Genomic DNA, 19,242 nt, shown 5'->3' with positions numbered 1-19,242 from the left:
TGTGAACATTGCTTTTTTTCATTTCATTTACTGGAACACGACAAATGGATCAGGCGAAAAGATGCATAAAAAAGGAGCTGCCATATGTACAGCTCCAATCCTCTTACTTTTCAGAATGGCGTTTTTTCAAAACGTCAAGCACATCATCCAGCGGCAGAGCTTGTTCTCTGAGCAGGACAAGCAGGTGATACAGCAGGTCTGCCGCTTCCCATTTGAGTTCCTCGCGGTCTCGGTTTTTCGCGGCAATGATCACTTCGGATGCTTCTTCACCGACTTTTTTCAAAATCTTATCGACACCTTCACGGAAAAGATAAGTGGTGTAAGCTCCTTCAGGCATTTCCGCTTGGCGTTCCGCGATCACGCGCTCCAGCTCGTTCATAATGTCAAATCGGCCCGCAGCCTGTTCTTCTGATTGTTCCTTTGTAAAACAGCTGTAGCTGCCTGTGTGGCATGCCGGGCCGGATGGCACTACGAGTACGATCAACGCGTCTTGGTCACAGTCATACCGGATGCCCTTAACGGCTTGCGTGTTCCCTGAGGTTTCTCCTTTATGCCATAACGCTTGGCGCGAGCGGCTGTAGAACCATGTTTCTTTCGTTTCCAATGTTTTTTCGTAAGATTCCTTGTTCATATAGGCAAGTGTCAGCACTTCTTTGCTTGCCGCATCCTGCACGATGGCGGGAATTAATCCATCCTCGTTAAAACGCAGTTCATCTGCCTGTTTCATCTCACATTCACCCCGTACTCTTTCAAGTATGATTTCACTTCTTTAATCGACGTTTCTTTATAATGAAAAATAGAAGCGGCCAGCGCGGCGTCGGCTTCTCCTTTTGTAAAAGCCTCAAGCATATGCTGCGCGTTTCCCGCTCCTCCCGAGGCGATAACAGGTACGGGAACAGCTTCAGAAACTAGCTTTGTCAGCCTGTGGTCAAAACCTTTTTTCTCACCGTCAGAGTCCATGCTTGTCAGCAATATTTCTCCTGCTCCGCGTTTGACGCCTTCTTTTGCCCATGCGGTGACTTCCCAGTCTGTTTTCTTTCTGCCGCCGTGCGTGTAGACCTTATATGTGCCAGATTCCTGGTCGTACTTGGCATCAATGGCAAGTACGATGCATTGAGAACCAAAAAACTCGGCTCCTTCTGTAATCAGCTCAGGGCGGAGAACAGCTGCCGTGTTCACCGAGACTTTGTCCGCGCCGGCACGCAGAATCGTTTTCATATCGCTGAGCTGATTGATGCCGCCGCCGACTGTAAACGGAATCGCAAGCTTCGCGGCAACCTGCTCCACCACGTCAACCATCGTTTTACGGCCTTCGTGCGAGGCGGAGATATCAAGAAAAACCAGTTCATCCGCGCCTTCCTGGTCGTACACTTCCGCCAGTTCAACAGGGTCACCGGCATCCTTTAATTCGAGAAATTGAATTCCTTTGACAACGCGTCCTTCTTTGACATCAAGACATGGAATAATTCGTTTTGTGATCATTTGCGCTTCACCCTTTCAAGCGCCTCGCTCAGTGTAAACTGATTGGTATATAGCGCTTTTCCGATGATCGCTCCAGAAACGCCATCTGCCTGATAGCAGGCAAGGGCTTCGAGATCCTCGACCGAGCTGACGCCGCCGGATGCAATCACAGATTTCCCCGTTGCATTTGCAAGCTCGACCGTGCTTTCAATATTAGGGCCTGACAGCATTCCGTCTGTCGAGATGTCTGTAAAAATAAAGACCTCCGCTCCTTCATTGGCAAGCTCTTTGCCGAGTTCAGTTGCTCTAAGGCTTGATGTTTCCAGCCATCCTTCAGTTGAAACAAAACCGTTTCTCGCGTCCAGGCCGATTGCAATTTTTCCCCCATATTGTTTCAGCATTTTTTTGACAAACGGGGGGTTAGAAACAGCTGAGCTTCCGAGGATCACCCGATCGACTCCTGCCGATAAGTATTCATAGACGTCACTTTCGGAACGGATCCCGCCGCCGATTTCCACCTTCAGCTCTAGCTTTTGCGCAATTTCGATCACGTGGCGGTGATTTACTCTTTTTCCTTCTTTGGCACCATCAAGATCAACAAGATGGATCCATTCGGCACCCTCACGCGCAAATAACGCGGCCATGTCGTACGGTGAATCGCCGTATATCGTTTCCTGACTATAATCTCCTTGAACAAGACGGACACATTTGCCGTTTCTCATATCAATTGCCGGATATAATGTAAAAGCACTCATTTTTTCACCTTCTGTTCTGCTGCCATTTTCGTGAATTGGGTTAAGATAGACATTCCGACCGTGCTGCTTTTTTCCGGATGAAATTGGGCGCCGAAGACATTTCCTTTTCCGACGACAGCAGGCACTCGCACACTATAATCAGCGCTTGCCAGAAGCGCATCCTCCTCCATCCCGTCAATGTAATACGAATGCACAAAATAAGCGTAGCCTTCTTCTGTTTCAGCCAGCAGCGGAGATTCAGTATGAAAGGAAAGGCGATTCCAGCCCATATGCGGAACCTTCAGCTTGTTTCCTTCCTCATCTTCTGCTTTCAGCCTGACTGCTTTTCCTTTTAACAGCCCAAGGCCTGACGCGGTGCCGTTTTCTTCGCTTTCATCAAATAAAAGCTGCATGCCGAGGCAAATCCCGAGCAGCAATCGCCCCTCTGAGACCATATCGTGAATCAATTGATCAAGCTTCGCGTTGCGCAAATTGTCCATCGCGTCTCCAAATGAACCCACACCCGGCAAAATAAAGGCATCAGCTTCTTTCAGCTCCTCCGGCTTTTCAGAAACAAAGTACGGGACGCCGACGCGCTCAAGCGCCTTTGAGACACTGTATAAATTGCCCATTCCGTAATCTATTACGCCGATCATTTACAGCATCCCTTTCGTTGATGGGATTCCTTTAACACGCGGATCAATCATTGTCGCTTCATCAAGCGCACGTCCAAGCGCTTTAAAAACGGCTTCTATCATGTGGTGGGTGTTTGTCCCGTAATGAACGATGACGTGCAGGTTCATCCGAGCTTCAAGCGCCAGCTTCCACAAAAATTCATGTACAAGCTCCGTATCGAATGTTCCGACTTTAGCCGCAGGGAAGTCCGCGCGCATTTCCAAGTGCGGCCGGTTGCTTAAATCGATGACGACTTGGGCAAGCGCCTCATCCATCGGCACAAACGCCGATCCGTAGCGTTTGATTCCTTTTTTATCGCCCAAGGCTTCGAGCAGCGCCTGTCCTAGGCAGATGCCGATATCTTCAGTCGTGTGGTGATCATCTATATCAACATCGCCTTTGGCGTTAATGGAGAGATCGAATTGCCCGTGTTTCGTGAATAAATCCAGCATGTGCGTCATAAACGGCACGTCTGTTTTGATATCAGCTTTTCCCTCGCCGTCTATTGCGAATGCCAGTTCAATATCTGTTTCGTTTGTTTTTCTGGCGCGTTCCGCTTTTCTCATTTTGAATTCCTCCGTTCTCTCGCTTCAATTGATCTGGCATGGGCGTCTAACCCTTCAAGTCTGGCAAAAGCCGCGATGCTTTCGGCATGTTCTTCAAAGGCTGTTTGACTGTAAGAAATAATGCTCGATTTCTTTTGAAAATCCGTTACGTTTAATGGACTTGAAAATCTGGCTGTTCCGTTTGTCGGAAGCACATGGTTCGGCCCGGCAAAATAATCTCCGACAGGCTCAGGGCTGTATCTGCCTAAGAAGATCGCACCCGCATGTTTGATGCTGCCAAGCAAAGCTTCGGGAGACTGTGTGATAATTTCTAAATGCTCCGGTGCGAGCGTATTGACAGTATCAATCGCTTCATCCATTGTTTCCGCCACATAGATACAACCGTAATCGTTCACTGAAGCTTCCGCTATTTCTCTTCGCGGCAAGGTTTTCAGCTGCTCGTTCATCTCTGCTGAAACCGCCTCGGCCAGCGCCACGGAATCTGTGACACACACACATGAGCTGAGTTTATCGTGTTCCGCCTGTGACAGAAGATCGGCTGCGATTTCGCTCGGAATCGCAGTTTCATCAGCCAGCACGACGATTTCACTCGGTCCGGCAATCATGTCAATATCGACATCACCGAACACCTCTCGTTTGGCAAGCGCGACATAAATATTTCCCGGACCTGTGATTTTATCCACCGGCTCAATGGTCTCTGTTCCGTACGCCAGCGCCGCAATCGCCTGAGCGCCGCCCATTTTGTAAATGTCTTTTATCCCTAGCTCGGCAGCAGCGACTAAAACCCCTGAAGACAGCCGCCCGTCTTTCCCCGGAGGCGTCACAAGAACGATTCTTTCCACACCCGCTGTCAGCGCCGGGATGACGTTCATCAAAACAGATGAAGGATATGCGGCTGTCCCCCCCGGCACATATACGCCCGCGGAATCTAACGCCGTCACTTTTTGTCCCAGCATTGTGCCATCCTTTCTGTGATAAAACCAGGAGGATTGCAGCTGTCTTTCGTGATATTCCTTTATATTTTCAATTGCCTGCCTCATCACCTGAAGCAGCTGTGAATCCAGCAAGGTGTATGCTTCCTCAATTTCTTCTTTTGTGACCAGCGGGCTGTCTATTTCGATGCCGTCAAATCTCGCCGTGTAGCTGCGGACCGCCTGATCACCGTTTGCTTTGACATCTTCAATAATGGATCGAACCGCTTTTCTTTGCTCTTCCGTTCCGGCATCTATGGACCGTTTGAGAGAAAGCCGTTCTGCGCCGCTGATGGATTTGATCTTCATTTTGCCGTTTCTCCTTCCACAACAAGGGATAAGCGGGATGCCATTTCGTCTATCACATCGTCTTTCATGCGATAGCTTACCGGATTCACGATAAAGCGGGAAGTAATGTCACAAATGTGCTCCGTTTCAACAAGCCCGTTTTCTTTCAGCGTCTGCCCTGTGGAAACGATATCCACAATCCGGTCTGCGAGCCCAATGAGCGGGGCCAACTCAATTGAACCGTTGAGCTTGATGATCTCGACTTGTTCTCCCTGCTCTCTAAAATAGCTGGAAGCCACATTCGGATACTTTGTCGCGATTCTCGGGGCTACGCCGCTCCAGTCTGTATTCGGAAGTCCGGCGACCGCTAAGTGGCATTTGCTGATCTTCAAATCCAGCACCTCATACACATCGCGTTCCTCCTCCAGCATGACATCCTTACCCGCAATTCCGACATCGGCCACGCCATGCTCCACATATGTGGTCACGTCCATCGGCTTAGCTAATATAAAACGGAGATTTTCCTCCGGCACATCGATGATCAGTTTTCTTGAATCTTCAAACTCCTCAGGGAGCTTATAGCCCGCCTGACGAAGCAGCCCTGCCGCTTCTTCAAATATCCGGCCCTTCGGCATCGCCATTGTGAGTAACTTACCCATTTTGCTCTTCCTTTCTGGCACCGATAAAATAGGTGACGTTTGCAAAAGATTTTGTCATCTGATCGATATTTTCGATTCCCGATAAATCTTGAAGAACCACTTTGTTCCCTTTCATACGTTCTTCATTCGCATAAGCGATGGCTTGTGCCCGCTGCTCTTTGCTGAAAATAACAGCGTCTATTTCACAAGCTTCGTCTTTCATATGGAGCGCTTCAATCAGCCGGTCGACCCGAAGCCCGAAGCCTGTCGCCGGCGCGGGTGAATCAAAATAGCCGAAGAGCTTGTTATAACGGCCCCCGCTTCCAATGACAAAGCCGACATTTTCGGCGTACACTTCAAATAAAATCCCCGTGTAATAGCTCATGTGGCTGACCATATTCAGATCCAGACGGACATTTTCCGTACATCCGTAATCCTCAAGAATGTCCCATAGCGCCTTCAACTCGTCAACAACGCTTTTTCCTTGCGCGGAATCGACGATTTCCTCAGCACGTCCGCATACTTCTATGCCGCCCCGCAACTCAAGAAGCTCAAGCAGCCTGCTTTTATCAATGGAGGAAAGCGGGAGAGACTTGACATGTTCTCTGTAGCCGACGTAGTTCTTCTCGTACAAAAACCTCCGCAGCACATCGGCACGTTCAACGTTTCCGAGCACCTCAACAAACAAAGCATCCGCAATGCCGGCATGGCCGATGGCAATTTTAAAGGAAGCCAGCCCCGCGCTCTTTAAGGCGCCGACGACTAAGGCAATGACCTCCGCATCCGCGCTTGTCGTGCCGTCACCGATTAATTCCACTCCGACCTGCTCGAATTCGGCGGGACGTCCGCCTTCGCGTTCCTGAGCCCTGAAGACATTTGCCGCATAGCCGACTCTGAGCGGATGATCGTGTTTCAGAAGCTTGGATGCCGCCACCCTTGCAATGGGCCCTGTCATATCCGGGCGAAGCACCAATGTTTTGCCGTCCTGATCAAGAAGCTTGAACAGCTGCTGCTCTTCAATCGCTGACTGCACACCAACGGTATCGTAAAACTCCAATGTCGGCGTTTCCATAAATCGGTATCCCCATTTATCGATCAAATCGGTTAACGATTGTCTCACCTTTTTTTTCGTTTCGTATAAACCGGGCAGTGTATCTCTCATGCCGTGCGGTTTTTCAAACATAAACATCAACCCGTGCACCTCCGTTGCCATCGTTTGAAGGAAAATTCCAAATCCTTTAGTTCGCTAATATGATAATATGTTAGCAGATGAAAGAGCGAAAATCAATGCTTAACTTTAGTCAGGATATGTTATCTCAGTTGTCCTCCTCCTAATTATGAAAAAATCATGAACAAATCATTAAAGGTGTGTCATATCTCAAATTCTTATGGTTGGCATGCTATAATACAAATCAAATAGAGAACAAGGAGATAAAGATGAAAACACTGCGAACTCTATGTGTCCTGATTATTCTTTCAGGCGTCGTTTTTTTCGGACTTAAGATATATGCAAAAGATATAGATATCCCTTTTTTCAATAGCAATAAAAGAGAGGCTGAAAAAGAATCAACAGCCGCAAACAGCACAAACGAGCTGAAAGGAAGCGCGGAACCGCTGGATGTCGTCCTTTACAATCAGATGGACGCACCTCGGCTCTATAACGGCTGTGAAGTAACAAGTCTTGCGATGGTGCTGAATTACGCGGGATACAACGTGACAAAAAACACACTGGCAAACCAGATTGCCACAGTGCCTTTGACGTACAGCAGCGGATTAAAAGGGGATCCGAATGATGGATTTGTCGGGGATATGGCGAATGGCCCGGGTCTCGGTGTCTATCACGGACCGATCTATCAATTGGCGAAAACCTATGCCGGAGACAAAGTGTCTGACCTGACTGGAAAAAATATTTCTTCTGTTTATGAACAGCTTGAGAAAGGCAATCCTGTTTGGGTCATTACAACTGCCAACTTTACGCCAGTTGACAACATGCAGACGTGGAAAACACCAAACGGAACGATCGATATCACGTACAGTGTACACAGTGTCGCCGTTACGGGATATGATGAAAAATACGTGTATCTCAATGATCCTTATGGCTATAAAAACAGAAAAACCGACAGAACCAGTTTCGAAAAAGCGTGGGAACAAATGGGCAGCCAGGCCATCGTTATTCAAAAGTAAACAGCTGGTAACCTCCCGCCTTCCCAGTGCCTATGTTCTATCTTGAGCAAATACGACAATATTCATGGTTTTTGTTTCAATCGGTCATATCGATTCATTTTCCATTTATCATCCAAAATTGTCTTTACTTTCAGGCTGTCTGTTTTTATGATTAAAGCAGATTCAGCCTTGCCCCGATCTATGTGAGAGAAGCCGGAGCAAGACGCTGAGGCTTCTCTTACAAAAATCATAGATATCCGGGGAGGATTTTATCTTTGAAAAAAATCGTGTCTATCCTATTTATGTTCAGTTTGGTTATCGGTTTCAGCCAGTTTCAAACATCAACTGCTTTCGCAGCTGACAAAGTTGTTCACGAAACAATTATCGTACCCAAAAATACAACATATGACGGGAAGGGACAGCGGTTTGCAGCAGGGAAAGAATTAGGTGACGGAAGCCAGTCCGAAAACCAAAAACCTGTTTTTCGTGTAGAGGATGGCGCAACTCTGAAAAACGTGGTGCTCGGCGCACCTGCTGCTGATGGCGTGCACACTTATGGAAACGTTAACATTCAGAATGTGAAGTGGGAAGATGTTGGGGAGGATGCGTTAACGGTAAAGAAGGAAGGAAAAGTGACCATCGACGGCGGCTCTGCCCAAAAAGCGTCGGACAAGATTTTCCAAATCAATAAAGCCAGCACATTTACAGTGAAAAACTTCACGGCGGACAATGGCGGTAAATTCATAAGACAGCTTGGCGGTTCAACCTTCCACGTTGATGTGATCATTGACAAGTGCACCATCACGAATATGAAAGAAGCGATATTCCGGACCGACAGCAAAACAAGCACGGTCAGAATGACAAATACACGCTACTCCAATGTCGGCCAGAAATGGATTGGCGTTCAGCATATTTATGAAAATAACAATACTCAATTTTAATATAAAAAAGTCCGCTGATGTTTATTCAGCGGGCCTTTTCAATCTTTCTTTCATTTCTTCCTTCGTATAGATGATCCGCATCGGGTTTCCGCCGACAAATGCGCCGGCAGGCACATCCTTATGGACAAGCGTTCCGGCGGACACAACTGCGCCATCCCCTATTTCCACCCCGGGCAAAATGGTCGTGTTGGCACCGATCATCACTTCGTCTCCGATCAGGACTTTGCCGGTCCGGTATTCCTGAATCAAATATTCATGGGCCAAAATGGTCGTATTGTACCCGATGATTGAATTTGCTCCGACTGAGATCTTTTCCGGAAACATAATATCCGGCATCACCATCAGGGCAAAGGATGTCTGCTTCCCAACCTTCATCCGCAGAAACGTACGGTACAGCCAGTTTTTCATCCCTATAAACGGTGTATATCTCGCCATTTGAATGACAATGAAATTTTTGACAACTTTTAAAAAAGGCACCGTTTGATAGACATGCCATAGTGAGTTAGCCCCTGAGACCGGATGACGATCAGTTTTTCTCACAGATTATTTCACTCCAACGATTTGTAATAGATCACTCATTTTCTCAAGCATATAATCTGGCTCATGCTTCGCCAGCATTTCCGGCCCTTTAATCGTCCATGCGACTCCGGCCGTTTTTGTTCCGGCGTTTTTTCCTGCCAACACATCGTGGTAATTATCTCCGACCATAATGGCTTCCGCAGGCTCGCTTCCAAGCTGTTTCAGCGCTAACAGAACCGGCTCGGGATCAGGCTTTGCATTTGTCACATCATCTAGGGTGACGACCGTTTCAAAGAACTCGCCGATTCCCGTCAGCCTGAGACCCATATTGACAGTATCTCTTAATTTCGTTGTTACAATCCCTAATGTAAACCCGGCTTTTTTCAATGCATCCAGGGTTTCATACACGGTTTCATATTCAGTCACAAGTGAATCATGCATGTCATGATTGTACGCTCTGTACATGGCGATCATATCATCGCATTTATCAGCGTCCATCGAAGAGAATGTGTCAAAAAGAGACGGTCCGATAAAGGCGAGCACATCTTCTCGTTTATACTTGCTCGGGTAATAATGCTCCAGTGTATGTAAAAAGGACGCGATAATTAATTCATTCGTATTAATTAGAGTTCCGTCTAAATCAAATAGAATCGCCGTTACTTGTTTGTGACTCATATTGCTTCCTTTCCAACCGCTGAGGGTTTCCATTTTTTCCATGTGCGCGCAATGACAATTGTCAGCAGCACTGCTGTAGTGACACGTATCAGAAGAAGAGGCCAAACCGGTATGCCGAGCGGAATAAAGACGAGTGTATCTTCCACAACCGCGTGGCAGGCGACGAGAAAAATAAATGCCAATGTCATATCCCGTCTGCTCACGCCGTCATCCTCGACAGCTTTGATCATGACACCCGCTCCGTAGGCCAGACCGATCGTCAGTCCCGCCACCATCGTCATGGACGTATTTTTATTCATGCCAAGCAGCTGCGTAAACGGAGACAGCCACCTCGAAAACCGATGCAGCCAGCCTAAATCTCTTAAAAACTGAATGATGATCATCAGCGGGATCACAATGGCCGCCAGTTGCAAAACACCAAGTCCGGCTTTCATTAAAGCCTCGGCCAGCATTGCCAGCCAGCCGTCAGGCGCCGTGCTCTTCGCGGCGATAAAACCGTACTGCGCCGTTTCCTGTCCGCCATGCCAAATGAGATTGATGACAATTGCTGACACAGCGGCCAAACCGATGCGCACCGCCAAAATAACGCCAATTCTGATGCCAACCTTTGCGGCGACTGTCGATTCGATAATCAAGTTATGACAGAATGAAAGCATCACAGCTAAAATAAAGACTTCCTTCACAGATAAATCCAATGTTAAAATCCCGGCAATTCCAGCATACAGATTCAGTATATTCCCCAGCACAAGCGGAATGGCCGCTTCACCAGAAAGCCCGAACAGGCCCATAACCGGTGTGATCAGCCGTACCAGCCAATCCATGACAGGCGTATGCTGAAGCAATGTAACCAGTAGTGTTACCGGGAAAATGACTTTACCGAGTGTCCATGTTGTTTGAAGACCTGCCGCTAGACCGGCCAGAAAGATCTTCTTCATCCCTCATCCCCCTTTGTTGGCGTCTACTCCGTGTACCGCTCCTTCGAGTATCCTTTGGCCCGTCTGAAAATGATGGCTGCCACAGCCAAAACAATCAATACGATTGAAATCACCTGAGCGATGCGAAGCGCATCAGTCAGCATTAAGCTGTCCGTCCGCATTCCTTCAATAAAGTATCTTCCGATTGAATACCAGATGATATAAATCAAGAACATCTCGCCTCTCCGCAAGTTGGCTTTGCGCAGGAACAGCAAAACAATGACGCCGACTAAGCTCCATAGTGATTCATATAAAAAAGTAGGGTGATAATATTGTCCGTCGATATACATTTGATTGATGATAAAGTCAGGCAGATGCAGGTTTTCCAAAAAGGCTCTGCTGACTGCCTCGCCGTGTGCTTCCTGATTCATGAAGTTTCCCCAGCGGCCGATCGCCTGTCCGAGTAAAATGCTTGGCGCGGCAATATCCGCAAGCTTCCAGAACGAAAGATTTTTTACTCTTGAAAACACATAACCTGTTAAAATGGCCCCGATTAACCCGCCGTGAATGGCAATGCCGCCCTTCCAAATCTTAATGATTTCTCCCGGATGAGCCGCATAATAATCCCATTCAAATGCAACGTAATAAATTCGGGCACAAATAATCGCAATCGGAATGGCAAACAGGACAAGATCGATAAACGTATCTTTCTGCAGCCCCAGTTTCTCACTTTCCCTCATCGCAATCCAAAGTCCAAGCAAAGCACCGAGACCGATAATGATTCCGTACCAATGGACGGCTAACGGCCCCAGCTGAAAAGCTATTGGATTGAGTGGTTCTATCGCTTCATTCATTTAACGCCAACTCCTATTCGTCTTGTTCACCGTCTTCAATGACGTCCGCCAGCTTAGTGGTAAATTGCTCAGCGGCATTCAGACCCATCCGTTTCAATCTGAAGTTCATTGCTGCCACTTCAATAATGACTGCGAGATTTCGGCCCGGACGGACGGGAATCGTCAGTTTTGTCACTTCCGTATCAATGATTTTCATGGTTTCTTCCTCAAGTCCGAGACGGTCGTATTGCTTGCCCTGCTCCCAGAGTTCAAGATTCATGACAATCGTGATTCGTTTATTGCTTCTGACAGCGCCGGCACCAAACAGCGTCATCACGTTGATAATGCCGAGCCCCCTGATTTCCAGAAGATGCTCAATTAATTCCGGAGCGTTTCCGACAAGGGTATCCTGATCCTCCTGCCGAATTTCAACGCAATCATCGGCAACGAGGCGATGTCCCCTTTTCACAAGCTCCAGCGCGGTTTCACTTTTCCCGACACCGCTTTTTCCTGTGATCAGCACGCCGACACCGTATATATCAACAAGAACGCCATGAATCGCCGTGGTAGGCGCCAGCCGGCTCTCTAGAAAGTTGGTTAAACGGCTTGACAGCCTAGTCGTTTTCAGAGGCGATCTGAGGACAGGCACACCGTTTTTCTCGGAAGCGTCAATCAGCTCCTGCGGGATAGGCATATCTCTAGAAAGAATAATAGCTGGTGTTACATCCGTACACAGAGATTCCATTCGCTGCTTTTTATCCTCTTCCGGCAGCTGCTCAAAGAAAGAAAGCTCTGTTTTTCCGAGAAGCTGCACGCGTTCTCTCGGGTAATATGTAAAATATCCGGCAATTTCAATGCCTGGTCTTGATAAGTCACTCATGGTAATCGGGCGGTTAACCCCTTCTTCTCCGCTGATTAGTTCCAAATTGAACTGTTCCATTACGTCTTTTGTGCGAACTTTTGCCACGATCTGTTCCTCCTGTTCCGGGCTGCCCCGAGCTTGCTCACAATACTTTCATTTTATCACTTTCGGGCTTGAACCCAAAACAGATTTTATAAAAGACAGGAAAACACCTCAGCTGGTCTAGATCACTAGTCTGAAAAGGAGTAAAATAAGTGTATTCATATTCCAGAAAGGCGGATGACCTATGGCAGAAAGTCTTCTTATCAAAGACGTCGCGATCGTGACAGAAAATGAAGGAATCAAAAAAGGCTATGTCGGAATCAATGACGGAAAGATCAGCACAGTCACAACAGAACGGCCTAAAGAGTCTTATTCAAAAGAGATTCAAGCACCGGCAGATTCCGTTTTGCTTCCCGGCATGATTGACATTCATATTCACGGCGGCTATGGCGCAGATACGATGGATGCAAACTTATCCGCCCTCGACACCATGTCGTCGAGACTGCCCGAAGAAGGAACGACGAGCTTTTTAGCAACAACCATTACCCAGGAACACGGGCACATATCTCGAGCTTTGGTGAATGCAAGAGATTGGAAAGCAGCTGAAGAATCCTCTTTATTAGGTGCGGAACTACTCGGCATTCATTTAGAGGGACCCTTTGTTTCACCTAAAAGAGCCGGAGCGCAGCCAAAGGAATGGATCAGGCCTACGGATGTTGCCCTTTTCAAAAAGTGGCAGCAGGAGGCGGGCGGACTGATCAAAATTGTCACACTTGCGCCTGAAGAGGATCGGCATTTTGAACTGATCCGCTATTTGAAAGACGAATCGATTATCGCGTCTATGGGGCACACAGATGCCGACTCCGCATTACTGTCGGAGGCTGCGAAAGCAGGCGCGCGCCATATGACTCATCTTTACAACGCGATGAGCCCGTTTCATCACCGAGAGCCCGGAGTGATCGGAACGGCGCTTGCCCATGATGGGTTTGTGACAGAGCTTATTGCCGACGGCATCCACTCCCATCCTTTAGCGGCAAAGCTGGCTTTTTTGGCAAAAGGCAGCAGCAAGCTCATTTTAATTACTGATTCAATGAGGGCGAAAGGCCTGAAAGACGGTGTATATGAGTTCGGCGGCCAAAGTGTGACGGTAAGAGGAAAAACAGCTCTTCTTTCAGACGGAACACTTGCCGGTTCAATCCTCAAAATGAACGAAGGCGCACGGCATATGCGTGAGTTTACAAATTGTTCTTGGACGGATATAGCTAATATAACTTCTGCAAACGCGGCCAAACAGCTGGGCATCTTTGACCGTAAAGGCAGTGTGACAGAGGGAAAAGATGCGGATCTTGTGGTTGTCAGCAGCGATTGCGAGGTCATTCTCACCATCTGCCGCGGAAACATTGCATTTATATCCAAGGAGGCTGACCAGATATGAAACTAATGGAATGTCAAACATATGAAGAGCTAAGCCAAAAAGCAGCCAAAATAACGGCAGACACGATCACGGAAAAACCTGGCGCCGTTCTCGGTTTAGCGACAGGCGGCACACCCGAAGGCACGTATCGCGAGCTGATCCGCCTGCACCAAACTGAGAACCTCTCATTTCAAAACGTCACTACGGTTAATTTGGATGAATACGCCGGACTTTCAAGTGATGACCCGAACAGCTATCACTTCTATATGAATCATCGTTTTTTTCAGCATATTGACAGTCAGCCAAGCCGGCATTTTATTCCCAATGGAAATGCAGACGATCTGGAAGCCGAATGCGGGCGGTACGAACAATTAATCGAATCTCTCGGCGGCACTGACATTCAGCTTCTCGGCATCGGCCGGAACGGACATATCGGCTTTAACGAACCGGGAACGCCTTTCAAGTCGCGAACACACATTGTGACATTAAATGAACAAACCCGTCGGGCGAATGCCAGATATTTTTCTTCAATAGACAGTGTGCCGAAAAAAGCGCTCACAATGGGCATACAGACGATTCTCTCAAGCAAACGCATTCTGCTGCTTATTTCCGGCAAAAGCAAGGCAGCTGCCGTGAAAAAGCTGTTAGAAGGAGACATAAGCGAAGATTTCCCCGCATCTGCTTTGCACCTGCATTCTGATGTTACGGTTTTAATAGATCGTGAAGCAGCGGCATTAAGATCTTGAAAGGAACATGCTGACTTATGAATATCGATAAACAATCGCCCATTCCGATTTATTATCAAATTATGGAGCAATTAAAAGCCCAAATGAAGAGCGGAGAGCTGCAGCCGGATATGCCTCTTCCCTCCGAGCGTGAATATGCCGAACAATTTGGAATCAGCCGGATGACGGTTCGACAGGCGCTTTCTAATTTAGTCAATGAAGGCTTTCTCTATCGCCTCAAAGGCCGGGGCACCTTTGTCAGCAAGCCAAAAATGGAACAAGCACTACAAGGTCTGACAAGCTTTACCGAGGATATGAAAAGCCGCGGGATGACACCCGGCAGCAGGCTCCTTCATTATCAGCTTATTGATTCAACGGAGGAGCTCGCCGCTATATTAGGCTGCGGGCACCCCTCCCTTATCCATAAAATCACTCGGGTGCGGCTGGCAAATGATATTCCGATGGCGATTGAATCCTCGCATATTCCGTTTGAGCTTGCGGGTGAGTTAAACGAATCGCATTTTCAGTCGTCAATTTACAAGCATATTGAAAAGTACAACCGCATACCGATTTCCCGCGCAAAACAGGAGCTTGAACCAAGCGCTGCAACATCGGATGAAGCAAGCATTCTCGGCATTCAAAAGGGGGCGCCTGTCCTCTTAATCAAACGAACAACGTATTTACAGAACGGAACTGCTTTTGAACATGCAAAATCTGTATACAGGGGCGACCGTTATACATTTGTCCATTACATGGATCGGCTTTCATAAAAAAATCTCCAATCCTTTTTAAGGATTGGAGACATGGCGTAAATCAAACTGGTCTGGCGCGGGACGATAGGTCTCTTTTTTCGTCTTGAACTTCCAGATCGGTGATTTCGTTTTGCCGTTAAAACTGTCTTCCACAATGGTGTACCAATAATAAACAGAGTGCGGCTCAAGATGATCCCAGCGGAACTCAGCAGTATCCCCGCTCTTCACTTGCTCCCGTTTTCCGAGCTCTTCATTGGTATATACATTACATTCAAAATAATCGGTTTCCACCTTTTTGATCCTCGGCTTCAAATCAAGCGAAAGAGAAAACTCATCCTTGTTTCCGTAGGTATCCGTATCATAGTAGTTCTTATCATGTAAATACGGAGAGTACGTCGACACATGCACCATATCATTCGCCTGGTCAAATTGCAGCAAACGTAAATATCCTTGTCCGCCTTCCGGTCCGCCCTGATAATCGGCCAGCATTTGATGCACGAGGCGATCCGGCTTTCCATCACCATCATCATCAAGCTCATCAGTTTTTCTCATCGCACTATGATAATGCCCGCTCAACACCATCACGACATTCGGATTCGGCTTAACCACTTTTTTGAATATTTTCTCTCCGATCGGGCTTCTGTTTCCGCTGACCAGCAAATACTCATGAAAAGCTAACACAGCCATCCGGTCAGGGTGCTTCTTCAGTACCTGATTCATCCACGCGATGTCTTCATCGGTAATGCCCCACCCCATGTACAGCATGATATAATCATTGCCGTTGCTCGAAATCAAGTCATAATGTCCGCGGTTATTTTTATAGGAATCGCCATAATGCAATTTTTTATCAAAACGGTGGCTGCCAAAGTATTTGCCAAATGCCCTGTATGAGCCGTCCTTATGCCCGACATCGTGGTTACCAGCCAGCACGCCGTATGGAATTCCGTTCTTATCCAGAACAGACATTGACCGATCAGCGTTTTTCCACTGTCTGATATCGGCAGAATCATCTACTATATCACCCGTGTGAAACACATATTTGACATTGAGTCGCTTTTGATTATTTTTGATCCATGCGGTCTGTTTATCAAAAATATGCGGATAGCTTTCGGCGTAATACTGTGTATCAGACATCCAGACAAATGTATACATATCCTTCGCTGGAGGAATTTCATCCTGGACAATCACATTCATCTTCGACTGTCGTACAAAATCTGAGACGATCACAGACGCCTTCAGCGTAAACGGTTTGTCATCCTTGGCAACGCAGCTGTCAACCGTCTGCCACTCGTTTGTCCGATAATTCCAAGCATACATCGTCACCTTTCTCCCCGATAAAGAACTCCCCTGCCAGACCGCTTCCGCCAAGTCATTCTCATCAACTGACGGATCAACCGTCACTTCAAAGCGATGATAAGGGAAAAGCTCCTTCTTTTCTGTCGATACTGTTTTTCCGTCAGCGGCTGATACCCGCTCCAATTCTTGATTCGTAAACGGGGTCTCACTTTCCGGCACAAAGCTTTTCGGCGGTTCAGTCAGTGACGCGTGCTTGAATATTTTCACATTGTTTCGCGCTGTATATTGAAATCCTCTATAAAAAGCGACATTCATGGCGTCATTCGTCGGGTCCTTCACCCGTACAGAAAGCTTTGCCCTATGTGTATCGGCTTCGCTGTCTATGACCTCCGGCTGATCCGGATGCTCCCGTTCTGTTTTAAACGTCCGCTCTATGACAGTTTTATTGCCCGCGAGGTCCGTTGCTGTCACTTTTAGAGAATGTTTTCCCGGCGAAAGTTCAGAAGATGACGTATGGTATGGGAGTGTAATGCTATCACCATCTAAAGACGCCTCCGCTTCCTCAATTTTGCTCCATTTATCATACATATCCGCCTGCAAGATAAGATTTCCTTTATACGTTTGTCCCTCGGTGACATTCGGCTCAATGTGAGGCCCTGAATTATCCACCCGTACAACCAAACTTACATTTTCCTTGCCGTCGCTTGCTTGAATATGGTGAGCGCCTTCAGAAAGTTTTGATGTATCCCACTCCAGCAGCTGTGACGTAAACAGGCTGTCAGGCAGATTGAATTGAAATTGCCAGCTTTTTTTCGAGCGCTGATTATCCCCAATAAAGAGTTCCTTCTCGGGAGAAACCCTCGGATCCCTGATAACCGTCCCATCCGATAACACCAATCGGGCGTTTTTGACTAAGAAATCATCACGGTTTTCAGCCGTATCAAATGGAGACACCTTCGAACCTGAACGTATGGTAATACGCTGCAGCTGCTTTCCTTTCCGAAGCAGCGTTTCTGGCAATGGAACAGAATAGGTGCGGTATTGATTTGTCGTATCATCAAACACCTTTAGCACTTTGCCTTCCATTGTGACTGCGTTTTTAAAGTAGAGATTTGTTTTTCTCGTATCGAACGCAAAATACACTTCTTTTTCCATAGCAGGCTCTGGCACTTGTTTTTTTCCGTCAATCCATAGCTTAATGCTGTCAGTGTGCCCGTCTGTTGTCGCTTTGAGGAAGTGGGTTCCCGACAGCGTGTCTCTGTTTTCAATGTTCATACGCAAACCGTGCGATTTGCTTGTTTGTTTAATATCAATCATTTTGACCGGCGTTTTCGCTTCATTGCTCCCGTCCCCCGCCGCCACGTAATACTCAAGCTGATCCTTCCCGATCAGTTCAGGCGAATACACAATATAATGGTAGAGATTGTCGTTGCGGTCTTTTTCAGCGAGAATGCGCTTAAACGGTTTATTTTCATCTGTCCGATAGTAAAAGGCCGCGGTTTTCACAAGATTGCGGTCCCGAATGTCAGCCCGCAGCTCAATGCTTTCAGCAGGACGGACAGGCTTACGGTCAGTCAAATCCTCAATAACCGGCTTTTCTTTATCATGCTTGATTTTTCGTTTCTGCTCAGGCACCTGCGCCTGTAATACGGTTCCCGGAGACGGATTCTTTTCTCCGATTGAAATATTGAGAAGTTCTGCGGTTCCGTCAAGCGGATATTTGTAAAGCACAGATGAGAGCCGGCGAAGCGCATGTTTCCGATAATGCGCAACCGAGATATCTTTTCCTGTATTCGTTGATATCACAACTGCCCGCGGCCTGGTATTGGCCATGCCCTCTGTCTCTTCTATCACCGCCAGATTTTTCCCTTCCGTTAATTGTGTCTGGTAATATCGATTGAAATCCCCCGCCGTCAATTCTGGATGACCGGCAGGCTTCAGCCAAACCACAAACGTTTCGCCGGATGGAATCGTGATCCTTTCTTCAGGTCTCCAAACCAGATCCGAATCAGGCCCTTCTTTCGGATAGCGGTAACGGATGTGATAGTCTTTAAAATCAATCGTTCTGTCAGTCGTATTGTAAATCTCAATAAATTCATAACCATCTGTACGTCCCGTATTCTTCGTATCAACCGCCAGCTCTGTGATCAGAAGCTCCGGAATATGGGCAAGATCCGCTTGATAGCCTTCAAGCTTCAGTTTTTTCGTCCCCGACTCGGCCCGCTGCTTCCCATTCGAAATCACAATGTAATACTCAAGCTCGCTGTTCCAAATCAATCGTTTTGGAATTTGCGCCAAAAACTTGTGAATCGCTCCGGGTGTCGGGTCCATCGGCACCATTTTGTAGCCCAGCTCATTACTTTGTTTATAAAAAAGAAAGGCAGAAAATGCTTGATACTCATTGTCACGCACTTGAGCCTCAATCATCAGATTGCTTTTCATTTCAGCTTTCACATCGATTTGAGGAGGATTTTCAAGCAAGGGTATGTAATGAGGCGTTTGGAATGGTTCCTGTTTTGTAACAGGGAAAACTTTCGGTTCATGATGGCCGCCAGACAAAACTGAAAGAAAAGACAAGAATAAAGAAGCGATAACTGTGTATTTCCTCATCAAAGCACCTCCCTTTTCATGTATTTTGCGTCTGAACAGGGAAGCTTATGAGTTCATTTTTGTGCAAAAAGAACAAAAAAGCATCTGCCTCTTGAAAATCCCACTATTACCCAGTAAACTAAGAATAGTTAACCAGTTAACAATTAAATCAGAGAGGCAGATT

The 19,242-nt window shown here is 47.2% G+C and carries 19 protein-coding genes; 5 read left to right on the top strand and 14 right to left on the bottom strand.

Going from position 1 to position 19,242, the window contains the following annotated elements:
- Nucleotides 1-103: 103 nt before the first annotated feature.
- The 8 genes from hisIE to ACMX2I_RS03745 are packed head-to-tail and all read right to left on the bottom strand — an operon-like array spanning nt 104 to nt 6,522.
- Nucleotides 104-727 (bottom strand): bifunctional phosphoribosyl-AMP cyclohydrolase/phosphoribosyl-ATP diphosphatase HisIE, encoded by a 624-nt coding sequence (hisIE, locus tag ACMX2I_RS03780; protein ID WP_414956215.1) that lies wholly within the window; start codon nt 725-727, stop codon nt 104-106.
- The gene (gene hisF, locus ACMX2I_RS03775; RefSeq protein WP_414956214.1) at nt 724-1,482 is read right to left on the bottom strand and encodes an imidazole glycerol phosphate synthase subunit HisF; all 759 of its coding nucleotides are present in this window, start codon (nt 1,480-1,482) and stop codon (nt 724-726) included. Before hisF ends, hisIE begins: the two co-directional genes overlap by 4 nt.
- On the bottom strand, nt 1,479-2,216 hold the full coding sequence (gene hisA, locus ACMX2I_RS03770; RefSeq protein ID WP_414956213.1) for a 1-(5-phosphoribosyl)-5-[(5-phosphoribosylamino)methylideneamino]imidazole-4-carboxamide isomerase: 738 nt from the start codon (nt 2,214-2,216) through the stop codon (nt 1,479-1,481). The genes hisF and hisA overlap by 4 nt, the downstream gene beginning before the upstream one ends.
- Nucleotides 2,213-2,851: an imidazole glycerol phosphate synthase subunit HisH gene (gene hisH, locus ACMX2I_RS03765; RefSeq protein ID WP_414956212.1), complete on the bottom strand. Its 639-nt coding sequence runs from the start codon at nt 2,849-2,851 to the stop codon at nt 2,213-2,215. The genes hisA and hisH overlap by 4 nt, the downstream gene beginning before the upstream one ends.
- The gene (gene hisB / locus ACMX2I_RS03760) at nt 2,852-3,436 is read right to left on the bottom strand and encodes an imidazoleglycerol-phosphate dehydratase HisB (RefSeq protein ID WP_394715177.1); all 585 of its coding nucleotides are present in this window, start codon (nt 3,434-3,436) and stop codon (nt 2,852-2,854) included.
- On the bottom strand, nt 3,433-4,716 hold the full coding sequence (gene hisD / locus ACMX2I_RS03755; protein ID WP_414956211.1) for a histidinol dehydrogenase: 1,284 nt from the start codon (nt 4,714-4,716) through the stop codon (nt 3,433-3,435). The genes hisB and hisD overlap by 4 nt, the downstream gene beginning before the upstream one ends.
- The gene (gene hisG / locus ACMX2I_RS03750) at nt 4,713-5,354 is read right to left on the bottom strand and encodes an ATP phosphoribosyltransferase (RefSeq protein WP_003219799.1); all 642 of its coding nucleotides are present in this window, start codon (nt 5,352-5,354) and stop codon (nt 4,713-4,715) included. The genes hisD and hisG overlap by 4 nt, the downstream gene beginning before the upstream one ends.
- Nucleotides 5,347-6,522, bottom strand: a complete 1,176-nt coding sequence (locus ACMX2I_RS03745; RefSeq protein ID WP_148962673.1) for an ATP phosphoribosyltransferase regulatory subunit — start codon at nt 6,520-6,522, stop codon at nt 5,347-5,349. Before ACMX2I_RS03745 ends, hisG begins: the two co-directional genes overlap by 8 nt.
- 248 nt (nt 6,523-6,770) lie before the next feature.
- On the opposite strand from ACMX2I_RS03745, the gene ACMX2I_RS03740 reads away from it, so the two are divergent.
- Together ACMX2I_RS03740 and pelC are read left to right on the top strand one after the other, a co-directional pair.
- Nucleotides 6,771-7,517, top strand: a complete 747-nt coding sequence (locus ACMX2I_RS03740; protein ID WP_414956210.1) for a C39 family peptidase — start codon at nt 6,771-6,773, stop codon at nt 7,515-7,517.
- 254 nt (nt 7,518-7,771) lie between these two features.
- Nucleotides 7,772-8,437, top strand: a complete 666-nt coding sequence (gene pelC / locus ACMX2I_RS03735) for a pectate/pectin lyase PelC (protein WP_414956209.1) — start codon at nt 7,772-7,774, stop codon at nt 8,435-8,437.
- 21 nt (nt 8,438-8,458) lie between these two features.
- Here pelC and hprF read toward each other — a convergent pair whose 3' ends face one another.
- From hprF to hprK, 5 genes are read right to left on the bottom strand one after another with little or no spacing between them, the layout of a single operon-like run.
- Entirely contained in the window at nt 8,459-8,977 is a 519-nt protein-coding gene (hprF, locus tag ACMX2I_RS03730) for a heptaprenylglyceryl phosphate O-acetyltransferase (RefSeq protein ID WP_087991506.1), read from the bottom strand.
- 3 nt (nt 8,978-8,980) lie between these two features.
- Nucleotides 8,981-9,631, bottom strand: coding sequence for a pyrophosphatase PpaX (ppaX, locus tag ACMX2I_RS03725; protein WP_414956208.1), 651 nt, complete (start codon nt 9,629-9,631; stop codon nt 8,981-8,983).
- Nucleotides 9,628-10,566 carry a nucleoside recognition domain-containing protein gene (locus ACMX2I_RS03720; RefSeq protein WP_148962668.1) on the bottom strand — a complete coding sequence of 313 codons (939 nt, stop codon included), beginning with the start codon at nt 10,564-10,566 and terminating at the stop codon, nt 9,628-9,630. Before ACMX2I_RS03720 ends, ppaX begins: the two co-directional genes overlap by 4 nt.
- 23 nt (nt 10,567-10,589) lie before the next feature.
- Entirely contained in the window at nt 10,590-11,399 is an 810-nt protein-coding gene (lgt, locus tag ACMX2I_RS03715) for a prolipoprotein diacylglyceryl transferase (RefSeq protein WP_414956207.1), read from the bottom strand.
- Nucleotides 11,400-11,412: 13 nt separating this feature from the next.
- A complete protein-coding gene (hprK, locus tag ACMX2I_RS03710; protein WP_010328731.1) occupies nt 11,413-12,345 on the bottom strand; it encodes an HPr(Ser) kinase/phosphatase in 933 nt (310 codons plus the stop codon).
- Between the two features lie 181 nt (nt 12,346-12,526).
- Between hprK and nagA the strand changes: the two genes are divergently transcribed.
- The 3 genes from nagA to nagR are packed head-to-tail and all read left to right on the top strand — an operon-like array spanning nt 12,527 to nt 15,191.
- Entirely contained in the window at nt 12,527-13,717 is a 1,191-nt protein-coding gene (nagA, locus tag ACMX2I_RS03705; RefSeq protein ID WP_414956206.1) for an N-acetylglucosamine-6-phosphate deacetylase, read from the top strand.
- Nucleotides 13,714-14,442 carry a glucosamine-6-phosphate deaminase gene (gene nagB / locus ACMX2I_RS03700; protein ID WP_414956205.1) on the top strand — a complete coding sequence of 243 codons (729 nt, stop codon included), beginning with the start codon at nt 13,714-13,716 and terminating at the stop codon, nt 14,440-14,442. The genes nagA and nagB overlap by 4 nt, the downstream gene beginning before the upstream one ends.
- A 17-nt stretch (nt 14,443-14,459) precedes the next feature.
- Nucleotides 14,460-15,191 carry an N-acetylglucosamine utilization transcriptional regulator NagR gene (gene nagR / locus ACMX2I_RS03695; RefSeq protein WP_414956204.1) on the top strand — a complete coding sequence of 244 codons (732 nt, stop codon included), beginning with the start codon at nt 14,460-14,462 and terminating at the stop codon, nt 15,189-15,191.
- A gap of 18 nt (nt 15,192-15,209) precedes the next feature.
- Here the strand turns inward: nagR and ACMX2I_RS03690 are convergent, their stop codons facing one another.
- Nucleotides 15,210-19,079 (bottom strand): metallophosphoesterase, encoded by a 3,870-nt coding sequence (locus ACMX2I_RS03690; RefSeq protein WP_414956203.1) that lies wholly within the window; start codon nt 19,077-19,079, stop codon nt 15,210-15,212.
- Between the last annotated feature and the right edge of the window lie 163 nt (nt 19,080-19,242).

Origin of the sequence: Bacillus sp. SW14 (assembly GCF_047608225.1) — a bacterium.
Classification (GTDB): domain Bacteria; phylum Bacillota; class Bacilli; order Bacillales; family Bacillaceae; genus Bacillus; species Bacillus subtilis_G.
The sequence above is the reverse complement of the archived record's forward strand: the minus strand, read 5'-3'. Positions and strand labels throughout refer to the sequence as shown.